We start from the raw sequence: 13,940 nt of genomic DNA, 5'->3' as shown, positions 1-13,940 counted from the left end.
CAGGGGGGACCCTGTGGGAGAGTAGGACGCCGCCGAACAATCTTTGTGGGAAGCCCCGCACCTTATGGTGCGGGGCTTTTCCGCGTTTACGGGGTTCACCGGGTCTGGGCTGGTGTTGGTGGACGAGGCGTGGATCGAGGGGGTTTGCTGCCAGCAGCCGTCCGATCAGATTGCCGTGCGGGACGTCGAGGGCTTGTTGGAGAGAGACCACCTGCTTTCGGACCGCGGCGCCTGAAAGGCTGGCGCATCGATCAGCGCACCGATCCCGCCGTCTCTTTGCTAGCTGGGGACGCTGTGCTGGGAGTACCGGTACGGCACCAACCGATTTGGTCCTGAAGACTCTTGGTGCAGAGGAGCCGGCAGGGCGAGTCTGGGTCCTCGGGCTCGATCAGCAAGAGCTGTCGGTGACCCGAAAGGCACGTCTTAGCTGGCCCCGTACCTTGTGCGCGGGCTCTGTCAGAGGCGGCCGGAGGACTTCAGGGTGAGGTAGGCGTCGGCCAGGTCCGGGGCAAGGTGGTTCGGGGTCGAGTCGATGACCGTGATGCCCTGGTGACGGAGGCGGTCTGCGGTGTTGCGGCGGGCGGCGCGGGATTGTTCCGCGGCGGCGGCCGCGTAGACGGCCTCGGGGGTGTGCCGGCCGGCGGCCATTTCTTCTATGCGGGGGTCGGCGACGGCGGCGACGATGAGTTCGTTGCGATGGGTGAGGCTTGGGAGGACCGGCAGCAGGGCCTCCTCTACGGGGGCCGTGTCGAGGCCGGTGAAGAGCACGATGAGGGACCGGCGCTGGGTGCGGCGGTGGATGGAGGCGGCCAAGCCGCGTGCGTCCGCCTCGACGAGTTCGGATTCGAGGGGGGCCAGGGCATCGGTCAGGGCCGGAAGCAGATCGAGGGCCGTTCGGCCTTGTACGGAAGCCCGTACGCGGCGGTCGTACGCGAGGAGGTCCACTCGGTCGCCGGCGCGAGAGGCGAGGGCTGCGAGGAGGAGTGCTGCGTCCATGGAGGCGTCGAGGCGAGGGATGTCGCCGACGCGGGCGGCGGAGGTGCGGCCGGTTTCCAGGACGAGCAGGATGCGGCGGTCGCGCTCGGGGCGCCAGGTGCGGACGGCGAGGGTCTGCCGGCGGGCGGTGGCGCGCCAGTCAATGGAGCGTGTGTCGTCGCCGGGGGCGTAGTCGCGGAGGCTGTCGAATTCGGTGCCCTCACCGCGGGTCAGGATGCTTGTGCGGCCGTCGAGTTCGCGGAGTCTGGCGAGCTTGGCGGGGAGGTGCTTGCGGCTGGCGAAGGGCGGCAGGACGCGCACGGTCCAGGGGACGTGATGGTTTCCTTGCCGGGCTGCCAGGCCGAGGGGGCCGTAAGAGCGGACCGTGACGCGTACTGCGCGGTGGTCGCCGCGGCGGGTGGGATGAAGCGTGGTGGTGAGACGCCTGCGTTCGGCACCGGGGATACGGACGCTGTGGCGGGATGCGGTGATGTCCGTGCCGGGGTGGAAGGAGCTCGGGGGCCAGGCGTCGCGGATCTGCGCGCGCAGGGTGCGGCGGTCCGGGTTGGTGAGGGTGAGGTGTGTGTGGGCTTCGCCTGTTAGTCGAACGGTTGTGTCACCGGTACGGGTGAAATGGAGCTTTCGCACTGGCGCGGCGAGCGCGAGGTCGCACAAAATTGCTATCAGCAGGGCGAGTTGGACGGTGAGGATGCCGAGCCAGCTCGGGAGCACGAAGCCGACGAGGAGAGCTCCGACTGCGGCGATGAGGGCGGTGCGTCCGGTGAGGGCCACGGCGTCGCCTCAGCGGGGGACGGGGAGGTGGGCGAGCACGGCGTTGATCACGGAGTCTGCGGAGACTCCCTCCATCTCCGCCTCGGGGCGGAGCTGGATGCGGTGTCGGAGCGTGGGGAGGGCAAGGGCCTTGACGTCGTCCGGGGTGACGTAGTCGCGACCGGTGAGCCAGGCCCAGGCCCGGGAAGTGGAGAGCAGGGCGGTGGCGCCTCGAGGGGAGACGCCGAGAGAGAGCGAGGGGGATTCGCGGGTGGCGCGGCAGATATCGACGATATAGCCGGTGACTTCGGGGGAGACGGCGGTCTTGGCGACCGCGGCCCGAGCCGCTTCGAGGTCGGCGGCGGAGGCTACGGGGCGCAGGCCTGCGGCGCCTAGGTCGCGGGGGCTGAAGCCGTCCGCGTGGCGGGTGAGGATGTCTATCTCGTCCTGGCGGGCGGGGAGAGGGACCGTCAGCTTCAGCAGGAACCGGTCGAGCTGGGCCTCGGGGAGCGGGTAGGTGCCCTCGTATTCCACGGGGTTCTGGGTGGCGGCCACGAGGAACGGTTCGGGGAGGGGTCGGGCGGTGCCGTCAATGGTGACCTGGCGCTCCTCCATGGCTTCTAGGAGGGACGCCTGGGACTTGGGAGGGGTGCGGTTGATCTCGTCGGCGAGAAGGAGGTTGGTGAAGACGGGGCCGGGCTGGAAGGAGAACGCCGCGCTGCGGGAGTCGTAGACCAGGGAGCCGGTGACGTCGCTCGGCATGAGGTCGGGGGTGAACTGGACGCGCTTGGTGTCGAGTTCGAGGGTGGCCGACAGGGCTCGTACGAGCAGGGTCTTGGCGACGCCGGGGACGCCTTCGAGGAGCACATGGCCGCGGCAGAGCAGGGCGACGACCAGGCCGGTGACGGTGGAGTCCTGGCCGACGACGGCCTTGGCTATCTCGGTGCGGACAGCTTCGAGGGAGGCTCGGGCGCTGTCAGCGGTCGGGGTGCTCACGGGGGGCGTGCCTCTCTTGGGAAACGATCGAGATTTCGAGTTCGTCGAGTTGGTCGGCCAATTGCACCAGGGCCTTGTCATCCGCGGGAGCCGGGCCGAAGAGCAGGGCGTGAAGTCCGGCTTCGGCCACGGGTGCGGTGGTCAAGTGGGCATGGACGGCCGGGAGAAGGATGTCGGGGGTGTGGGCGTGCGCGGGAGGCACGCCGATGAGGGGGGCGAGCCGCGTGCGGGTGGCGGCGCGTAGGACGGCTGCGGCGCGGTCGCGGGCGTTGGCCTGCTCGTAGAGACGGGCGTGGCCTTCGGTGGTCTCGGCGGCCGGGACGGTGACCGGCAGGCGTTCGTGTACCAGCGGGCCGAGCCGGCGGGCACGCCAGAGAGCCGCGAAGGCCGCGGCGAAGGCGAGTTGGAGCAGGCCCCAGCCCCAGCCGACGGGTATGAGGTCGAGGAAACCGCGTTGGTCGTCCTGGGCGGACGCCGGGTCGCTCACGGAGGGGAGGTACCAGATCAGATGCTTGTGCGCACCGAGGAGTTGAAGGGCCAGCGAGGCGTTGCCGCGCTCGGCGAGGTGGTGGTTGTAGAGGAAGTCGGGGGAGCCCAGGAGCACGGTGTCGCGGCTGGTGTCGTGGGCCGGCAAGCGCAGCAGGGTGGGCAGGTCGCCGCTGAGGTAGCACCGGTCGGCCGGGCCGTCGGGGGCGAGGTAGCGCAGGCCGCCCAAGAGGGCATCACCTGCGCGGCGGGCGGCGGGCAGCGAACAAGCGGGACTGCGTGCCGTGTTGCCGGTCTCGGAGGCCGCCTTGATGTGAGGAGCGAAGGCATCGAGGGTGGTCGGGCCGGGGGCGAGCAGGACGATGCGGCCGGAGGTGTGCGCGGTTGCGGTGCGCAGGCCGGTCAGCTGTCGTGTGGTGAGGACGTCGGGGTCGGTGACGAGGAGTGTGGTGCCGGGGCCGGCCGCGGCGGCGGCCTCCTCGGAGGTGGTCACGACCTGGGTGGTGACGCCTTGGGCGGACAGGAGTTGGGCGAGGGCCCGGCTTCCGGTGCGGTCCGCCGAGCGGGGGTCGAGCCTGCCGTGCTGTTCTCCGGACTGCAGGGTCGCCAGTGTCACCCCGGTGACGACGAGCAGGAGGAGCGCGAGCAGCGGGCCTCGCGACTGCCGCCACAGGTGACGGGCGGGGGTCGGGGTCGGGGCGATGGTGTCCGTTGTGGCTGTGGTCATCCGCGGCTCCCGGCCGGGGCGGCGAGGTGGGGCTTGGCGTGCCGCAGGTCGTTGTCGAGGTCGGTCAAGAGGGCGTACTCCCGCTTCGTGCCGGGGCGGCCGCCGTATGTGACGTCGTCAAAGGTGCGGGCCGCGGCGCTCAGTTGGCCGGCGTGTGCGGGGAAGACGCGGCCGGCCGCGGTGGCGGCCTCGTCGGCGGTGCGGCCAGGGCCGGGCGTGAGCAGCGCGCGCTCTTCGAGGGCGAGGACGATGGCGCGCATGCGTTCCTGCATTGCCTGGCTCCAGTGGCCCTCGGCGGCGTGCCGGTCGGCGGCCGAACGGTGCTCGTCGGCCGTCCGGGGGGTATCGGCGAAGAGCGCGCCGCCGGTGGTCGGGGTGCGGCGGATCGCGCCGAGCCGCAGCCGGAGCGCGACGATCAGCAGCAGCACCGCCGCGACGACGGTGAGCAGCCCGATCCAGCCGCCGGGGGCGGCGCCGGCGGCTGTCTGGAACAGGTCGTCGATGCGGTTCCCCAACCAGGCCAGGGTCTGCTGGATCGGGTTGGGATCGTTCTGGTGGTACCGGGGGTCGGACAGCTCGCGCTCCGCCGCTTCGCGTGCGGGCGTGCGCGGAGTCCGGACCGGTATGTCTTCGCCGACACGCACCATGAGTCGTCCGAGTGCGGTCGTCATCCCCCCTGTTGTCACCGCATCAGCTTCCCGGAGTGGGGTCGGTGTGGGCATCCGCGGGGACAGCGGCATCGGCCGTACCCGCGGCGTCCGTGCCGTAGCCGGGGAGGCCTGCGGCGCGGGCGAGTTCGAGGTCGAGGGCCTCGCGGCGGATGCGCTGGTCCATGTAGAGGAGCGCGGTCACGCCTGCGCTGAGCGGGAAGGTGAGGGTGGAGCTGATGACGGCTCCGATACCCATGACGGTGAGGAAGGTCCAACTGGTGCTGTCGTTGGTGCCGTTCGCCCAGTCCATCAGGCTCTCGCCGTCGGCGGCGAAGGCGATGAGGGTGGCCGGGATCTGGATCATGAACTCGACGACGGCGACCATGAGGTAGGCGAGGAGCTGGATGCCCAGCACCCGCCACCACGAGCCCCGTACGAGCTTGGCGGAGCGGCGCATGGAGGCGATGACGCCCTGCTTCTCCAGCATCAGCGCGGGGGAGGCGAGGCTGTAGCGGACTCCCAGCCAGACGCTCACGATGGTGGCGGCCAGTCCGCCGAACAGGATGAGCAGCAGGCCCACTCCCACCCCGCCTGTGGCGGCGATGAGGATGCCAGGGGCCAGGCCGACCGCAGCGATGGCCAAGAGCATGACGGGAAGCAGGAGCAGCAGGCCGAACAGGCGCGGGAGCTGGCCGCGGGCGTCCTGCCAGGCCTGCGCGGTGGTGACCGAGCGGCCGAGGACAGCGCGGCTGGTGACCATGGTCAGCAGGCCGGTGGCGATGAGGGTGGCGAGGAGACCGATCAGCGCGGTGGCGCCGCTCGTGGCGAGCGTCTTGAGCATGTCGCGCATGAGGTCCGCCATGGCCGAGCGAGAGCTTTGGCCTATGGAGGGCGCCCGGCCGGGGCCCTGGAACCACAGTCCGGTGACGACCGTGATCAGGGTCTGCGAGACAACGGCGACGACCAGCGATATGCCGAGGACGGTGCGCCAGTGGGCGCGCATCGTGGAGACCGCGCCATCGAGTATCTCGCCGACGCCGAGCGGACGCAGCGGGATGACGCCCGGCTTGGCGGCCGGTGGCGTCGGGGCCCAGCCGGTGCCCCATCCCGGCCCGCCGGCCGGCGGGCCGTTCCAGCCGCCCTGGGCGGGGATGGTGGTGCCGGCGCGGGCGCGGGTGCCGGCCGCGGTGTTCTGGTCGGCCGGGCCGCCCTGGCCGGGGATCCCGGTGGGGGACGACCACTGGCCGGCGGGCGGCTGGTGCTTGGACCAGTTCGGCGGGGCCGGCTGCTCGGCGTCGGGTTCGTCGGGGGCGGGCTGCTGGGCGGGCTCCTGGGTGCCGCGGTCCGGCTCGTCGGAGGGGGCGGATCCGGGCGAGGCCCAGCCCGGAGAGTCGTTCATCTTCGCTCCTTCTTGCTGCCCGTAATCCGCCGGGGCGGCCGGGGTCCGGGGTCCGCGGTGTCAGTCATCGTGTCATGGCGGGTGGCTCTGTGTACCGGAGCCCTGAGCAGTGAAGGACCTTCTGTTCGGAGCGGTGTCGGCGGCAGACTGAGCCAATGGCCGATCAGTACGAGGTATCCGAGGCGGGCGCTCAGCCGCTCGCCATCCCGTCGTTGCGTTGGGAGGAGCCGCCGGAGGGGCCCGTTGTGGTCCTCCTTGATCAGACCCGCCTGCCCGGGGAGGAGGCGGAGCTGGTGTGTACGGATGTACCGGCGCTGGTTCAGGCAATCCGGACGCTGGCGGTGCGCGGCGCGCCGCTGCTGGGCATCGCGGGTGCGTACGGTGTCGCGCTGGCCGCTGCGCGCGGGTTCGATGTGGAGGATGCCGCGGAGATGCTGGCGCATGCCCGCCCGACCGCGGTCAATCTTGGGTATGGCGTGCGCCGGGCGGCCGCCGCCTACCGCGAGGCCGCCGGTCGCGGGGCTGGTCCGGAGGCGGCCGCGGCGGCGGCGCTGGCCGCGGCGCGGGCCGTACACGCGGAGGACATCGAGGCCAGCGCGCGGATGGCGGAGCACGGGCTGGCGCTGCTGGGAGAGCTGCTGCCGGGCGGTGGCCACCGGATTCTCACCCACTGCAATACGGGCGCGCTGGTGTCCGGAGGGGAGGGGACCGCCCTGGCGGTGGCGCGCGCGGCGCACCGGGCCGGTGAGCTGCAACGGCTGTGGGTGGACGAGACGCGGCCACTGCTGCAGGGGGCGCGGCTGACGGCCTACGAGGCGGCGCGCGCGGGCATGGCGTACAGCGTGCTGGTGGACGGAGCGGCGGGGTCGCTGTTCGCCGCCGGTGAGGTGGATGCGGTGCTGATAGGTGCGGACCGTATTGCGGCGGACGGCTCGGTCGCCAACAAGGTCGGCAGCTATCCGCTGGCGGTGCTGGCCCGCTATCACCACGTTCCGTTCGTGGTGGTGGCGCCGACGAGCACGGTGGATCTGGAGACGGAGGAGGGGGCGGATATCGAGGTCGAGCAGCGGGCGGGCAGCGAGGTGACGGAGCTCTCGTTGGCGCCCGGAGAGGGGGCCGGGGCGGGAGCCGGCGCCGGAATCGCGGTGGCGCCGGTGGGCGCGCAGGCCTACAACCCGGCCTTCGATGTGACTCCACCGGAGCTGGTGACGGCGATCGTGACGGAGGCCGGAGTGGTCTCGCCGGTCACTCGGGACGGGCTCGCCGAAGTGTGTTCCACGTCACGATGGAGTAAGTCACGATCAGGTAATGGGATGATGGCCGAATGAAGGGACGCGTCCTGGTCGTCGACGACGACACCGCACTGGCAGAGATGCTCGGCATCGTGCTGCGCGGCGAAGGCTTTGAACCGTCGTTCGTGTCGGACGGTGACAAGGCCCTTGCCGCCTTCCGCGAGACCAAGCCCGATCTTGTGCTGCTCGACCTGATGCTGCCCGGACGGGACGGTATCGAGGTGTGCCGGCTGATCCGGGCCGAGTCCGGGGTGCCGATCGTCATGCTGACCGCCAAGAGCGACACCGTGGATGTGGTGGTCGGGCTCGAGTCGGGCGCGGACGACTACATCGTCAAGCCGTTCAAGCCCAAGGAGCTGGTGGCCCGGATCCGGGCGCGCCTGCGGCGCTCGGAGGAGCCGGCGCCCGAGCAGCTGGCGATCGGTGACCTGGTCATCGATGTGGCGGGCCACTCGGTGAAGCGGGACGGGCAGTCGATTGCGCTGACCCCGCTGGAGTTCGATCTGCTGGTGGCGCTGGCGCGCAAGCCGTGGCAGGTGTTCACGCGCGAGGTGCTGCTGGAGCAGGTCTGGGGCTATCGGCACGCCGCCGATACCCGGCTGGTCAATGTTCATGTGCAGCGGCTGCGTTCCAAGGTCGAGCGGGATCCGGAGCGTCCGGAGATCGTGGTGACCGTGCGCGGGGTCGGCTACAAGGCCGGGCCCAGCTGAGATGACCCGGGACGGTGCGGCCCCGGAGGGAAAGCGGGGGCGTTCCGTCGACCCGGCGAGTGAAATGTCCTTTTCGGGAAAGTTGTCCGCTTGGTTGCTGCGTGGCGGGCAGCTGCTGCCCGACGGCGCGGTGAGCGGCCCGGTCCACCCTCTGCTGCGGCTCTTCAGCCGCTGGGTGCGACGGCCGCTGCTGCCCGCCCTGCGGCTGTGGCGGCGCAACATCCAGCTGCGCGTGGTGGCGACCACCTTGCTGATGTCGCTCGCGGTGGTGCTGCTGCTCGGCGTGGTGGTCGTCGGACAGGTCCGTAACGGCCTGCTCACCGCCAAGGCGCAGGCCGCACAGAGCCAGGCCGTGGGCGGCTTCAGCGTCGCCCAGAAAATGGCCGACGGCGCCGATGACACCCGGCCCGACGACGCCGCCCGCAGCGGCAACCGCGGCACCCAGGACTCCGCGACCTGGCTGACCGGCCTGGTCGAGCAGCTCGCCAGCGGCGGCCAGGGTGTCTTCTCCGTCGTGGCGCTCAGCTCCGACTCCGACGAACCGTTCGGAGACTCCAGCCCGGGCACCCGCGGCCCGCGCGCCTCCGGGGACGTCGACCCCGAGCGCAGCGTGCCCGCCGAGCTGCGGCGGAAGCTGGACACCAAGTCCGGGACGTTCCGCCAGTACACCCAGATCAAGCGCATCGGGTCGGACGACGGCATGCCGGCGCTGATCATCGGCAAGCGCCTCAACGACGTCAACAGCAACCAGTACCAGCTCTACTACCTCTTCCCGTTCAGCCAGGAAGAGGAGTCCCTGAAGCTGGTGACGGGGACGCTCGCGACGGCCGGAGTGTTCGTCGTGATCCTGCTCGGGGCCATTGCCTGGCTCGTGGTGAGGCAGGTCGTCACGCCCGTACGGATGGCCGCGGGGATCTCCGAGCGGCTGGCCGCGGGTCTTCTCCAGGAGCGGATGAAGGTCACCGGCGAGGACGACATCGCCCGGCTCGGCGAGTCCTTCAACAAGATGGCGCAGAACCTCCAGGTCAAGATCCAGCAGCTGGAGGAGCTGTCCCGGATGCAGCGCCGGTTCGTCTCCGATGTCTCGCACGAGCTGCGGACGCCGCTGACGACCGTACGGATGGCCGCGGACGTGATCCATGAGGTGCGGGACGAGTTCGATCCCGCCACCGCGCGCTCCGCGGAGCTGCTGCGCGGACAGCTCGACCGCTTCGAGTCGCTGCTCGCGGAGCTGCTGGAGATCAGCCGGTTCGACGCGGGCGCCGCGGCGCTGGAGGCCGAGCCGATCGATCTGCGCGATGTCGTCCACCGCGTCCTCGAGGGCGCCGAGCCGCTCGCCGAGGCCAAGGGCACGCGTTTGGTGGTGCGCGGCGCCGAGCGCCCCGTGATCGCCGAGGCGGACACCCGACGGGTGGAACGGGTCCTGCGCAACCTCGTCGTCAATGCCGTCGAGCACGGCGAGGGCCGGGACGTCGTGGTCCGCCTGGCGTCCGGCGGCGGCCAGTCCGGTGGCGCGGTGGCCGTCGCGGTGCGCGACTACGGCGTCGGTCTCAAGCCCGGCGAGGCGACCCGGGTCTTCAACCGCTTCTGGCGTGCGGATCCGGCGCGGGCGCGTACAACGGGCGGTACGGGCCTTGGGCTGTCCATCGCCGTCGAGGACGCCAGGCTGCACGGCGGCTGGCTGCAGGCCTGGGGCGAGCCGGGCGGCGGCTCGCAGTTCCGGCTGACGCTGCCCCGTACGGCCGGCGAGTCGCTGCGCGGCTCCCCGATACCGCTGGAGCCGGAGGACTCGCGACGCAACCGCGGCCTGGCCGAGGCGGGGCAGGCGGGCGACGGTGCGGGCCGCAAGGCGTCCACGATCCCGGCGCAGCCGCGCGCCGCGGAATCGCGCGCCGGGGCACGCCCCGCGGCCGATCCGGCGGCGCTGCCGGGCGACGGCACCCGTGTGGTGCCGGGGACCGGGGGCGCACGGAGCGGGGCGACGGCGCACGACGAGCCGGGCGCCGGCGGGCGGGAGCGGGAGGCCGGGCGTGGCGTGGAGCGGGAAGGCGAGCTGCGTGGACACTGAGCGGGGAGGCGAGGGCCAGGTGGGGCGGACGTCCCGTACACGCGCCCTTAGGGGAGCCGGGCGGGCGCGGAAGGCGGCGCTGCTCGGCTGCGCCGGCGTACTCCTCGCCGGGTGTGCCTCGATGCCGGACAGCGGCGACGTCAAGGCCGTCGATCAGTCGCCGCGCGCCGACGGGGACTCGCAGGTGCGGGTCTACGGCGTCCCCCCGCAGGACGGCGCGCAGCCGACGAATATCGTCCGCAGCTTCCTCGACGCGACGACCAGCGACGAGGCGGATTTCCGTACCGCCAGCCAGTACCTGGCCAAGTCGGCCAGGCGGAAGTGGCAGCCGTTCCGGGTCACCGATGTGCTCCAGGAGCGCCCCAAGTCCGAGCCGCAGGCTCAGCCCAACCGCGAGGACGGCAACGGCTACACGGTCGTGCTCTCCGGCAGCCAGGTGGCGAAGGTGGACGCCAATCACGCCTACACGCCGGAGGAGAAGAAGTACCGCCAGACCATCCACCTCATCAAGGAGGACGGGCAGTGGCGCATCGACCGGCTGCCCAACGGCCTGGTGCTCGGGCAGTCCGACTTCCAGCGGATCTACCGCTCCGTCAACAAGTACTACTTCGCGTCCTACGCGTCGGAGTCCGCGGAGCCGAAGGCCAGCCGGAACGTCCTGGTCGCCGACCCGGTGTATCTGCGCCAGCGGATAGAGCCGATCACGGCCAGCGTGGAGGCGCTGCTGTCCGGGCCCACGGACTGGCTGAGCCAGGTGACGTCGTCGGAGTTCCCGCCCGGTACGCGGCTCGCCGCGCGTGATCTGTCGCTGGACGACTCCAACGCGCTACGGGTCAAGCTGAGCAAGCAGGCGGTCAGCACCGATACCGGCCAGTGCAAGCGGATGGCGGCCCAACTCTTCTTCACCGTCCAGGACATGACACGCGCGTCCAAGGTCAGCGAGGTGCAGCTGGAGGACACCAGCGGTAACTCCCTGTGCGCGCTGACCCAGGAGCAGGCCGAACGCGACTTCTCGCCGACCCGGCTCGCCGGGCACTCCGCGCAGGAGTACTTCATCGACGCCGATCACAAGGTCGTCGCCATGTCCGACGCGGCCACCGAACCGACGCCGGTGCGCGGCCCGTTCGGCACGGGCAAGACCCCGCTGCGCTCGGTCGCCATCTCGCGCGACGAGACCACCGCGGCGGCGGTGTCGAGCGACGGCCGCGCGCTGTACGTGGCCGGCCTGGAGGACGGCACCCAGCGCGGCGCCCCGCTGCTGACCAGCACCGGCTCGGCCAAGGACGCGGACGAGGGGCTGACCGCGCCGAGCTGGGACGGCCTCGGTGATCTGTGGATCGCCGACCGCAACTCCCACGGCTCGCGGCTGCTGAGGGTGCGCGAGGGCAAGGGCAGCCCCGAAGAGGTGGCGGTGCCGGGCCTGAAGGGGCGGCGGATCAAGGCGATCCGGGTGGCCTCGGACGGCATCCGGATCGCGGTGCTGGTGGAGGACAAGGGCCGTACGACGCTCCAGCTGGGCCGGGTCGAGCGCGGTGGTTCGTCGGCGCACCCGGCCCTCTCGGTGCAGGAACTGCGGCCGATCGCACCGCAGTTGGAGGACGTGGTGGCCGCCTCGTGGGCGGGCGGCAGCCGCCTGGTGGTCGTCGGACGGGAGTCCGGCGGGGTCCAGCAGATGCAGTTCATGGAGACCGACGGCTCGGCGTCCAATGCGCAGACGCTGCCCGGGGTCAACGGCGTCAAGGCGGTGGCGGCCTCGGAGGACGAGACCCGGCCATTGATCGCCGACGCCACCGAGGGCATTGTGCGGCTGCCTCCGGACGCGAACTGGAAAACGGTGGCCAAGGACGGGACCGCGCCGGTCTATCCGGGGTAACGGCCCAGGTCACGGCGCGGGGCGCCGCGGTTTTCCACAGGGGTGGTGGCCGGACGCCGTCGGCGCGACCCTGGAGTCATGCAGGGTATGTGGCGGGAGCTGGCCGGTCTGGTGCTACCGGTCGACTGCGCGGGGTGCGGGAGGCCGCGTACGGAGCTGTGCGCGCGGTGCCGCCGCGCGCTGTCGGGTGAGGGGCACGGTGCCCGGCGGGTGACGCCGAGGCCGGGACCCGCCGGGCTGCCCCGGGTCTGGGCGGGCGCGCCGTACGCCGATGAGGTGCGGGCCGTACTGCTGGCGCACAAGGAGCGCGGTGCGCTGCGGCTGGCGCGGCCGCTGGGCGCGGCTTTGGCCGGGGCGGTGCGGCGGGTGCAGACCGGTGGCGGGCCGGTGGGCGAGCGGCGGGGCGGGGGCGTGGCACCGCTGCTGGTACCGGTGCCGTCGGCCCGAAGATCGGTGGCCTGCCGGGGCCATGATCCGGTGCGCAGAATCGCGCTGGCGGCGGCCGCCGACCTGCGGCGCGGCGGCGGCGGAGCGCGGGTGCTCGCGGTGTTGCGGCAGCGCCGCACGGTGGCCGACCAGGCGGGGCTGAGCGCCCCGCAGCGGCTGACGAATATGGCCGGTGCACTGGAGGTGCCGGGCGGGGCCCGGAGGCTGCTGACGGGGGCGCCAGTGGTGCTGGTGGACGACCTGGTGACAACGGGCGCCACGCTCGCCGAGGCGGCGCGGGCGATCGCCGCGGCGGGTGGCCGGGTGGCCGGCGCGGCGGTGGTCGCGGCGCCCCACAGGGCTTTCGAAAGGAACTGGAACTGACCAAGGAATTTCATCGGTGCAGGTAATGGGGGACAAATTTCACCCAAACGGAGCTGGTGGTCGCAAGGGGGTGCCGACACCCATCCAGGAGAGCTATGTTCGGTTGTGAGGACTTGGTGGCCGCTTTGCCTCGGATGTCGCGATGGGTGCGCTTAGGGGCTATTGAGGCGAACCTGAAAACGTTGGAGTGGAGAGCTCGCCCTTGGGGGAGGAGGAGGTGAAAGTCGCCAAGTCCGAGGCTTCGGCACCTACCGGAGCCTGGTGCAAGAAGGAGTCGCTCCCTCTGCGTAGCGGAGCGATCCGGGAACGGAGTTCTGCGTGGACATCGTCGTCAAGGGCCGCAAGACCGAGGTGCCCGAGCGGTTCCGCAAGCACGTGGCCGAGAAGCTGAAGCTGGACAAAGTCCAGAAGCTCGACGGCAAGGTGATCAGCCTGGACGTCGAGGTGTCCAAGGAGCCCAACCCGCGGCAGGCCGACCGTTCCGACCGAGTGGAGATCACCCTCCGCTCCCGTGGCCCGGTGGTCCGGGCCGAGGCGGCCGCAGCCGACCCGTACGCCGCGCTGGACCTGGCTACCGCCAAGCTGGAGGCGCGACTGCGGAAGCAGCACGACAAGCGCCACTCACGTCGCGGCAACGGCCGCATCCCGGCGAGTGACGTCGCCGTCAGCGTCCCCGACGCCGCGCATCTGAACACCAATGGTGAGCTCGCCACCGAGAGCGAGGCCGAACCGATGGTCCCGATCACGAAGATGGGTTCGCTCGATGTCCAGGGCGAAGGCCCCCTGGTCGTCCGCGAGAAGACCCACTCGGCAGCGCCGATGACGCTCACCCAGGCGCTCTACGAGATGGAGTTGGTCGGCCACGACTTCTATCTCTTCGTCGATGCCGAGACCAAGCAGCCGAGTGTCGTCTACCGGAGGCACGCGTACGACTACGGCGTCATCCACTTGAACCCCGACTCGTTCGGGGAGGAAGAGCCGGGGGGCGCGGGCGGCGCGCTCGGCGGCTGACACTCATCCGCTCGGTGCCCCCGGCGTACGCCGGGGGCACCATCGTGCCCGAAGAAAGCAGGAGTTGAAGCCGTATAGTGTTTGTGCCAGCCAGGGAGTATGTGGACACGAAACGGCTACTCGCCGGGGAGACGGTCGTATGGCATTGATCAGGCTGGCCGCGCGGGGCTGT

General features: G+C 71.4%; 11 protein-coding genes. 6 read left to right on the top strand and 5 right to left on the bottom strand.

The window, feature by feature from the left end; genetic code table 11:
* Window positions 1-456: 456 nt before the first annotated feature.
* The 5 genes from ACIRPT_RS37800 to ACIRPT_RS37780 are packed head-to-tail and all read right to left on the bottom strand — an operon-like array spanning window position 457 to window position 6,004.
* Window positions 457-1,767 (bottom strand): DUF58 domain-containing protein, encoded by a 1,311-nt coding sequence (locus tag ACIRPT_RS37800; protein WP_403835907.1) that lies wholly within the window; start codon window positions 1,765-1,767, stop codon window positions 457-459.
* Between the two features lie 9 nt (window positions 1,768-1,776).
* On the bottom strand, window positions 1,777-2,742 hold the full coding sequence (locus ACIRPT_RS37795) for an AAA family ATPase (protein WP_403835905.1): 966 nt from the start codon (window positions 2,740-2,742) through the stop codon (window positions 1,777-1,779).
* Complete coding sequence (locus ACIRPT_RS37790) at window positions 2,723-3,955, bottom strand: DUF4350 domain-containing protein (protein ID WP_403835904.1); 1,233 nt, start codon at window positions 3,953-3,955, stop codon at window positions 2,723-2,725. Before ACIRPT_RS37790 ends, ACIRPT_RS37795 begins: the two co-directional genes overlap by 20 nt.
* Window positions 3,952-4,626 carry a DUF4129 domain-containing protein gene (locus ACIRPT_RS37785; protein WP_403835901.1) on the bottom strand — a complete coding sequence of 225 codons (675 nt, stop codon included), beginning with the start codon at window positions 4,624-4,626 and terminating at the stop codon, window positions 3,952-3,954. Before ACIRPT_RS37785 ends, ACIRPT_RS37790 begins: the two co-directional genes overlap by 4 nt.
* A gap of 19 nt (window positions 4,627-4,645) precedes the next feature.
* The gene (locus ACIRPT_RS37780; RefSeq protein ID WP_403835898.1) at window positions 4,646-6,004 is read right to left on the bottom strand and encodes a hypothetical protein; all 1,359 of its coding nucleotides are present in this window, start codon (window positions 6,002-6,004) and stop codon (window positions 4,646-4,648) included.
* Window positions 6,005-6,159: 155 nt separating this feature from the next.
* Between ACIRPT_RS37780 and mtnA the strand changes: the two genes are divergently transcribed.
* The 6 genes from mtnA to hpf all read left to right on the top strand — a co-directional run bounded on the left by mtnA (window position 6,160) and on the right by hpf (window position 13,768).
* Complete coding sequence (mtnA, locus tag ACIRPT_RS37775; RefSeq protein WP_403835895.1) at window positions 6,160-7,332, top strand: S-methyl-5-thioribose-1-phosphate isomerase; 1,173 nt, start codon at window positions 6,160-6,162, stop codon at window positions 7,330-7,332.
* Window positions 7,329-8,006, top strand: coding sequence for a two-component system response regulator MtrA (mtrA, locus tag ACIRPT_RS37770; RefSeq protein ID WP_030416996.1), 678 nt, complete (start codon window positions 7,329-7,331; stop codon window positions 8,004-8,006). The genes mtnA and mtrA overlap by 4 nt, the downstream gene beginning before the upstream one ends.
* Before the next feature lies 1 nt (window position 8,007).
* A complete protein-coding gene (mtrB, locus tag ACIRPT_RS37765) occupies window positions 8,008-10,074 on the top strand; it encodes an MtrAB system histidine kinase MtrB (RefSeq protein ID WP_403835891.1) in 2,067 nt (688 codons plus the stop codon).
* Window positions 10,064-11,947: an LpqB family beta-propeller domain-containing protein gene (locus tag ACIRPT_RS37760; protein ID WP_403835888.1), complete on the top strand. Its 1,884-nt coding sequence runs from the start codon at window positions 10,064-10,066 to the stop codon at window positions 11,945-11,947. The genes mtrB and ACIRPT_RS37760 overlap by 11 nt, the downstream gene beginning before the upstream one ends.
* A gap of 78 nt (window positions 11,948-12,025) precedes the next feature.
* Window positions 12,026-12,757 carry a ComF family protein gene (locus tag ACIRPT_RS37755; RefSeq protein WP_403835885.1) on the top strand — a complete coding sequence of 244 codons (732 nt, stop codon included), beginning with the start codon at window positions 12,026-12,028 and terminating at the stop codon, window positions 12,755-12,757.
* 318 nt (window positions 12,758-13,075) lie between these two features.
* On the top strand, window positions 13,076-13,768 hold the full coding sequence (gene hpf / locus ACIRPT_RS37750; protein ID WP_403510496.1) for a ribosome hibernation-promoting factor, HPF/YfiA family: 693 nt from the start codon (window positions 13,076-13,078) through the stop codon (window positions 13,766-13,768).
* The last annotated feature ends 172 nt before the right edge of the window (window positions 13,769-13,940 follow it).

The sequence above is a fragment of the Streptomyces sp. NPDC101227 genome, from assembly GCF_044767545.1.
Classification (GTDB): Bacteria; Actinomycetota; Actinomycetes; order Streptomycetales; family Streptomycetaceae; genus Streptomyces.
Note: the sequence above shows the minus strand (reverse complement) of the source record. Positions and strands in the feature narration are given on the sequence as shown.

Coding starts and splice junctions, on each gene's coding strand:
- mtrB (WP_403835891.1), top strand. CDS start 8,008: ATGACCCGGGACGGTGCGGCCCCGGAGGGAAAGCGGGGGCGTTCCGTC.
- ACIRPT_RS37785 (WP_403835901.1), bottom strand. CDS start 4,626: ATGACGACCGCACTCGGACGACTCATGGTGCGTGTCGGCGAAGACATA.
- mtrA (WP_030416996.1), top strand. CDS start 7,329: ATGAAGGGACGCGTCCTGGTCGTCGACGACGACACCGCACTGGCAGAG.
- ACIRPT_RS37790 (WP_403835904.1), bottom strand. CDS start 3,955: ATGACCACAGCCACAACGGACACCATCGCCCCGACCCCGACCCCCGCC.
- mtnA (WP_403835895.1), top strand. CDS start 6,160: ATGGCCGATCAGTACGAGGTATCCGAGGCGGGCGCTCAGCCGCTCGCC.
- ACIRPT_RS37755 (WP_403835885.1), top strand. CDS start 12,026: ATGCAGGGTATGTGGCGGGAGCTGGCCGGTCTGGTGCTACCGGTCGAC.
- ACIRPT_RS37780 (WP_403835898.1), bottom strand. CDS start 6,004: ATGAACGACTCTCCGGGCTGGGCCTCGCCCGGATCCGCCCCCTCCGAC.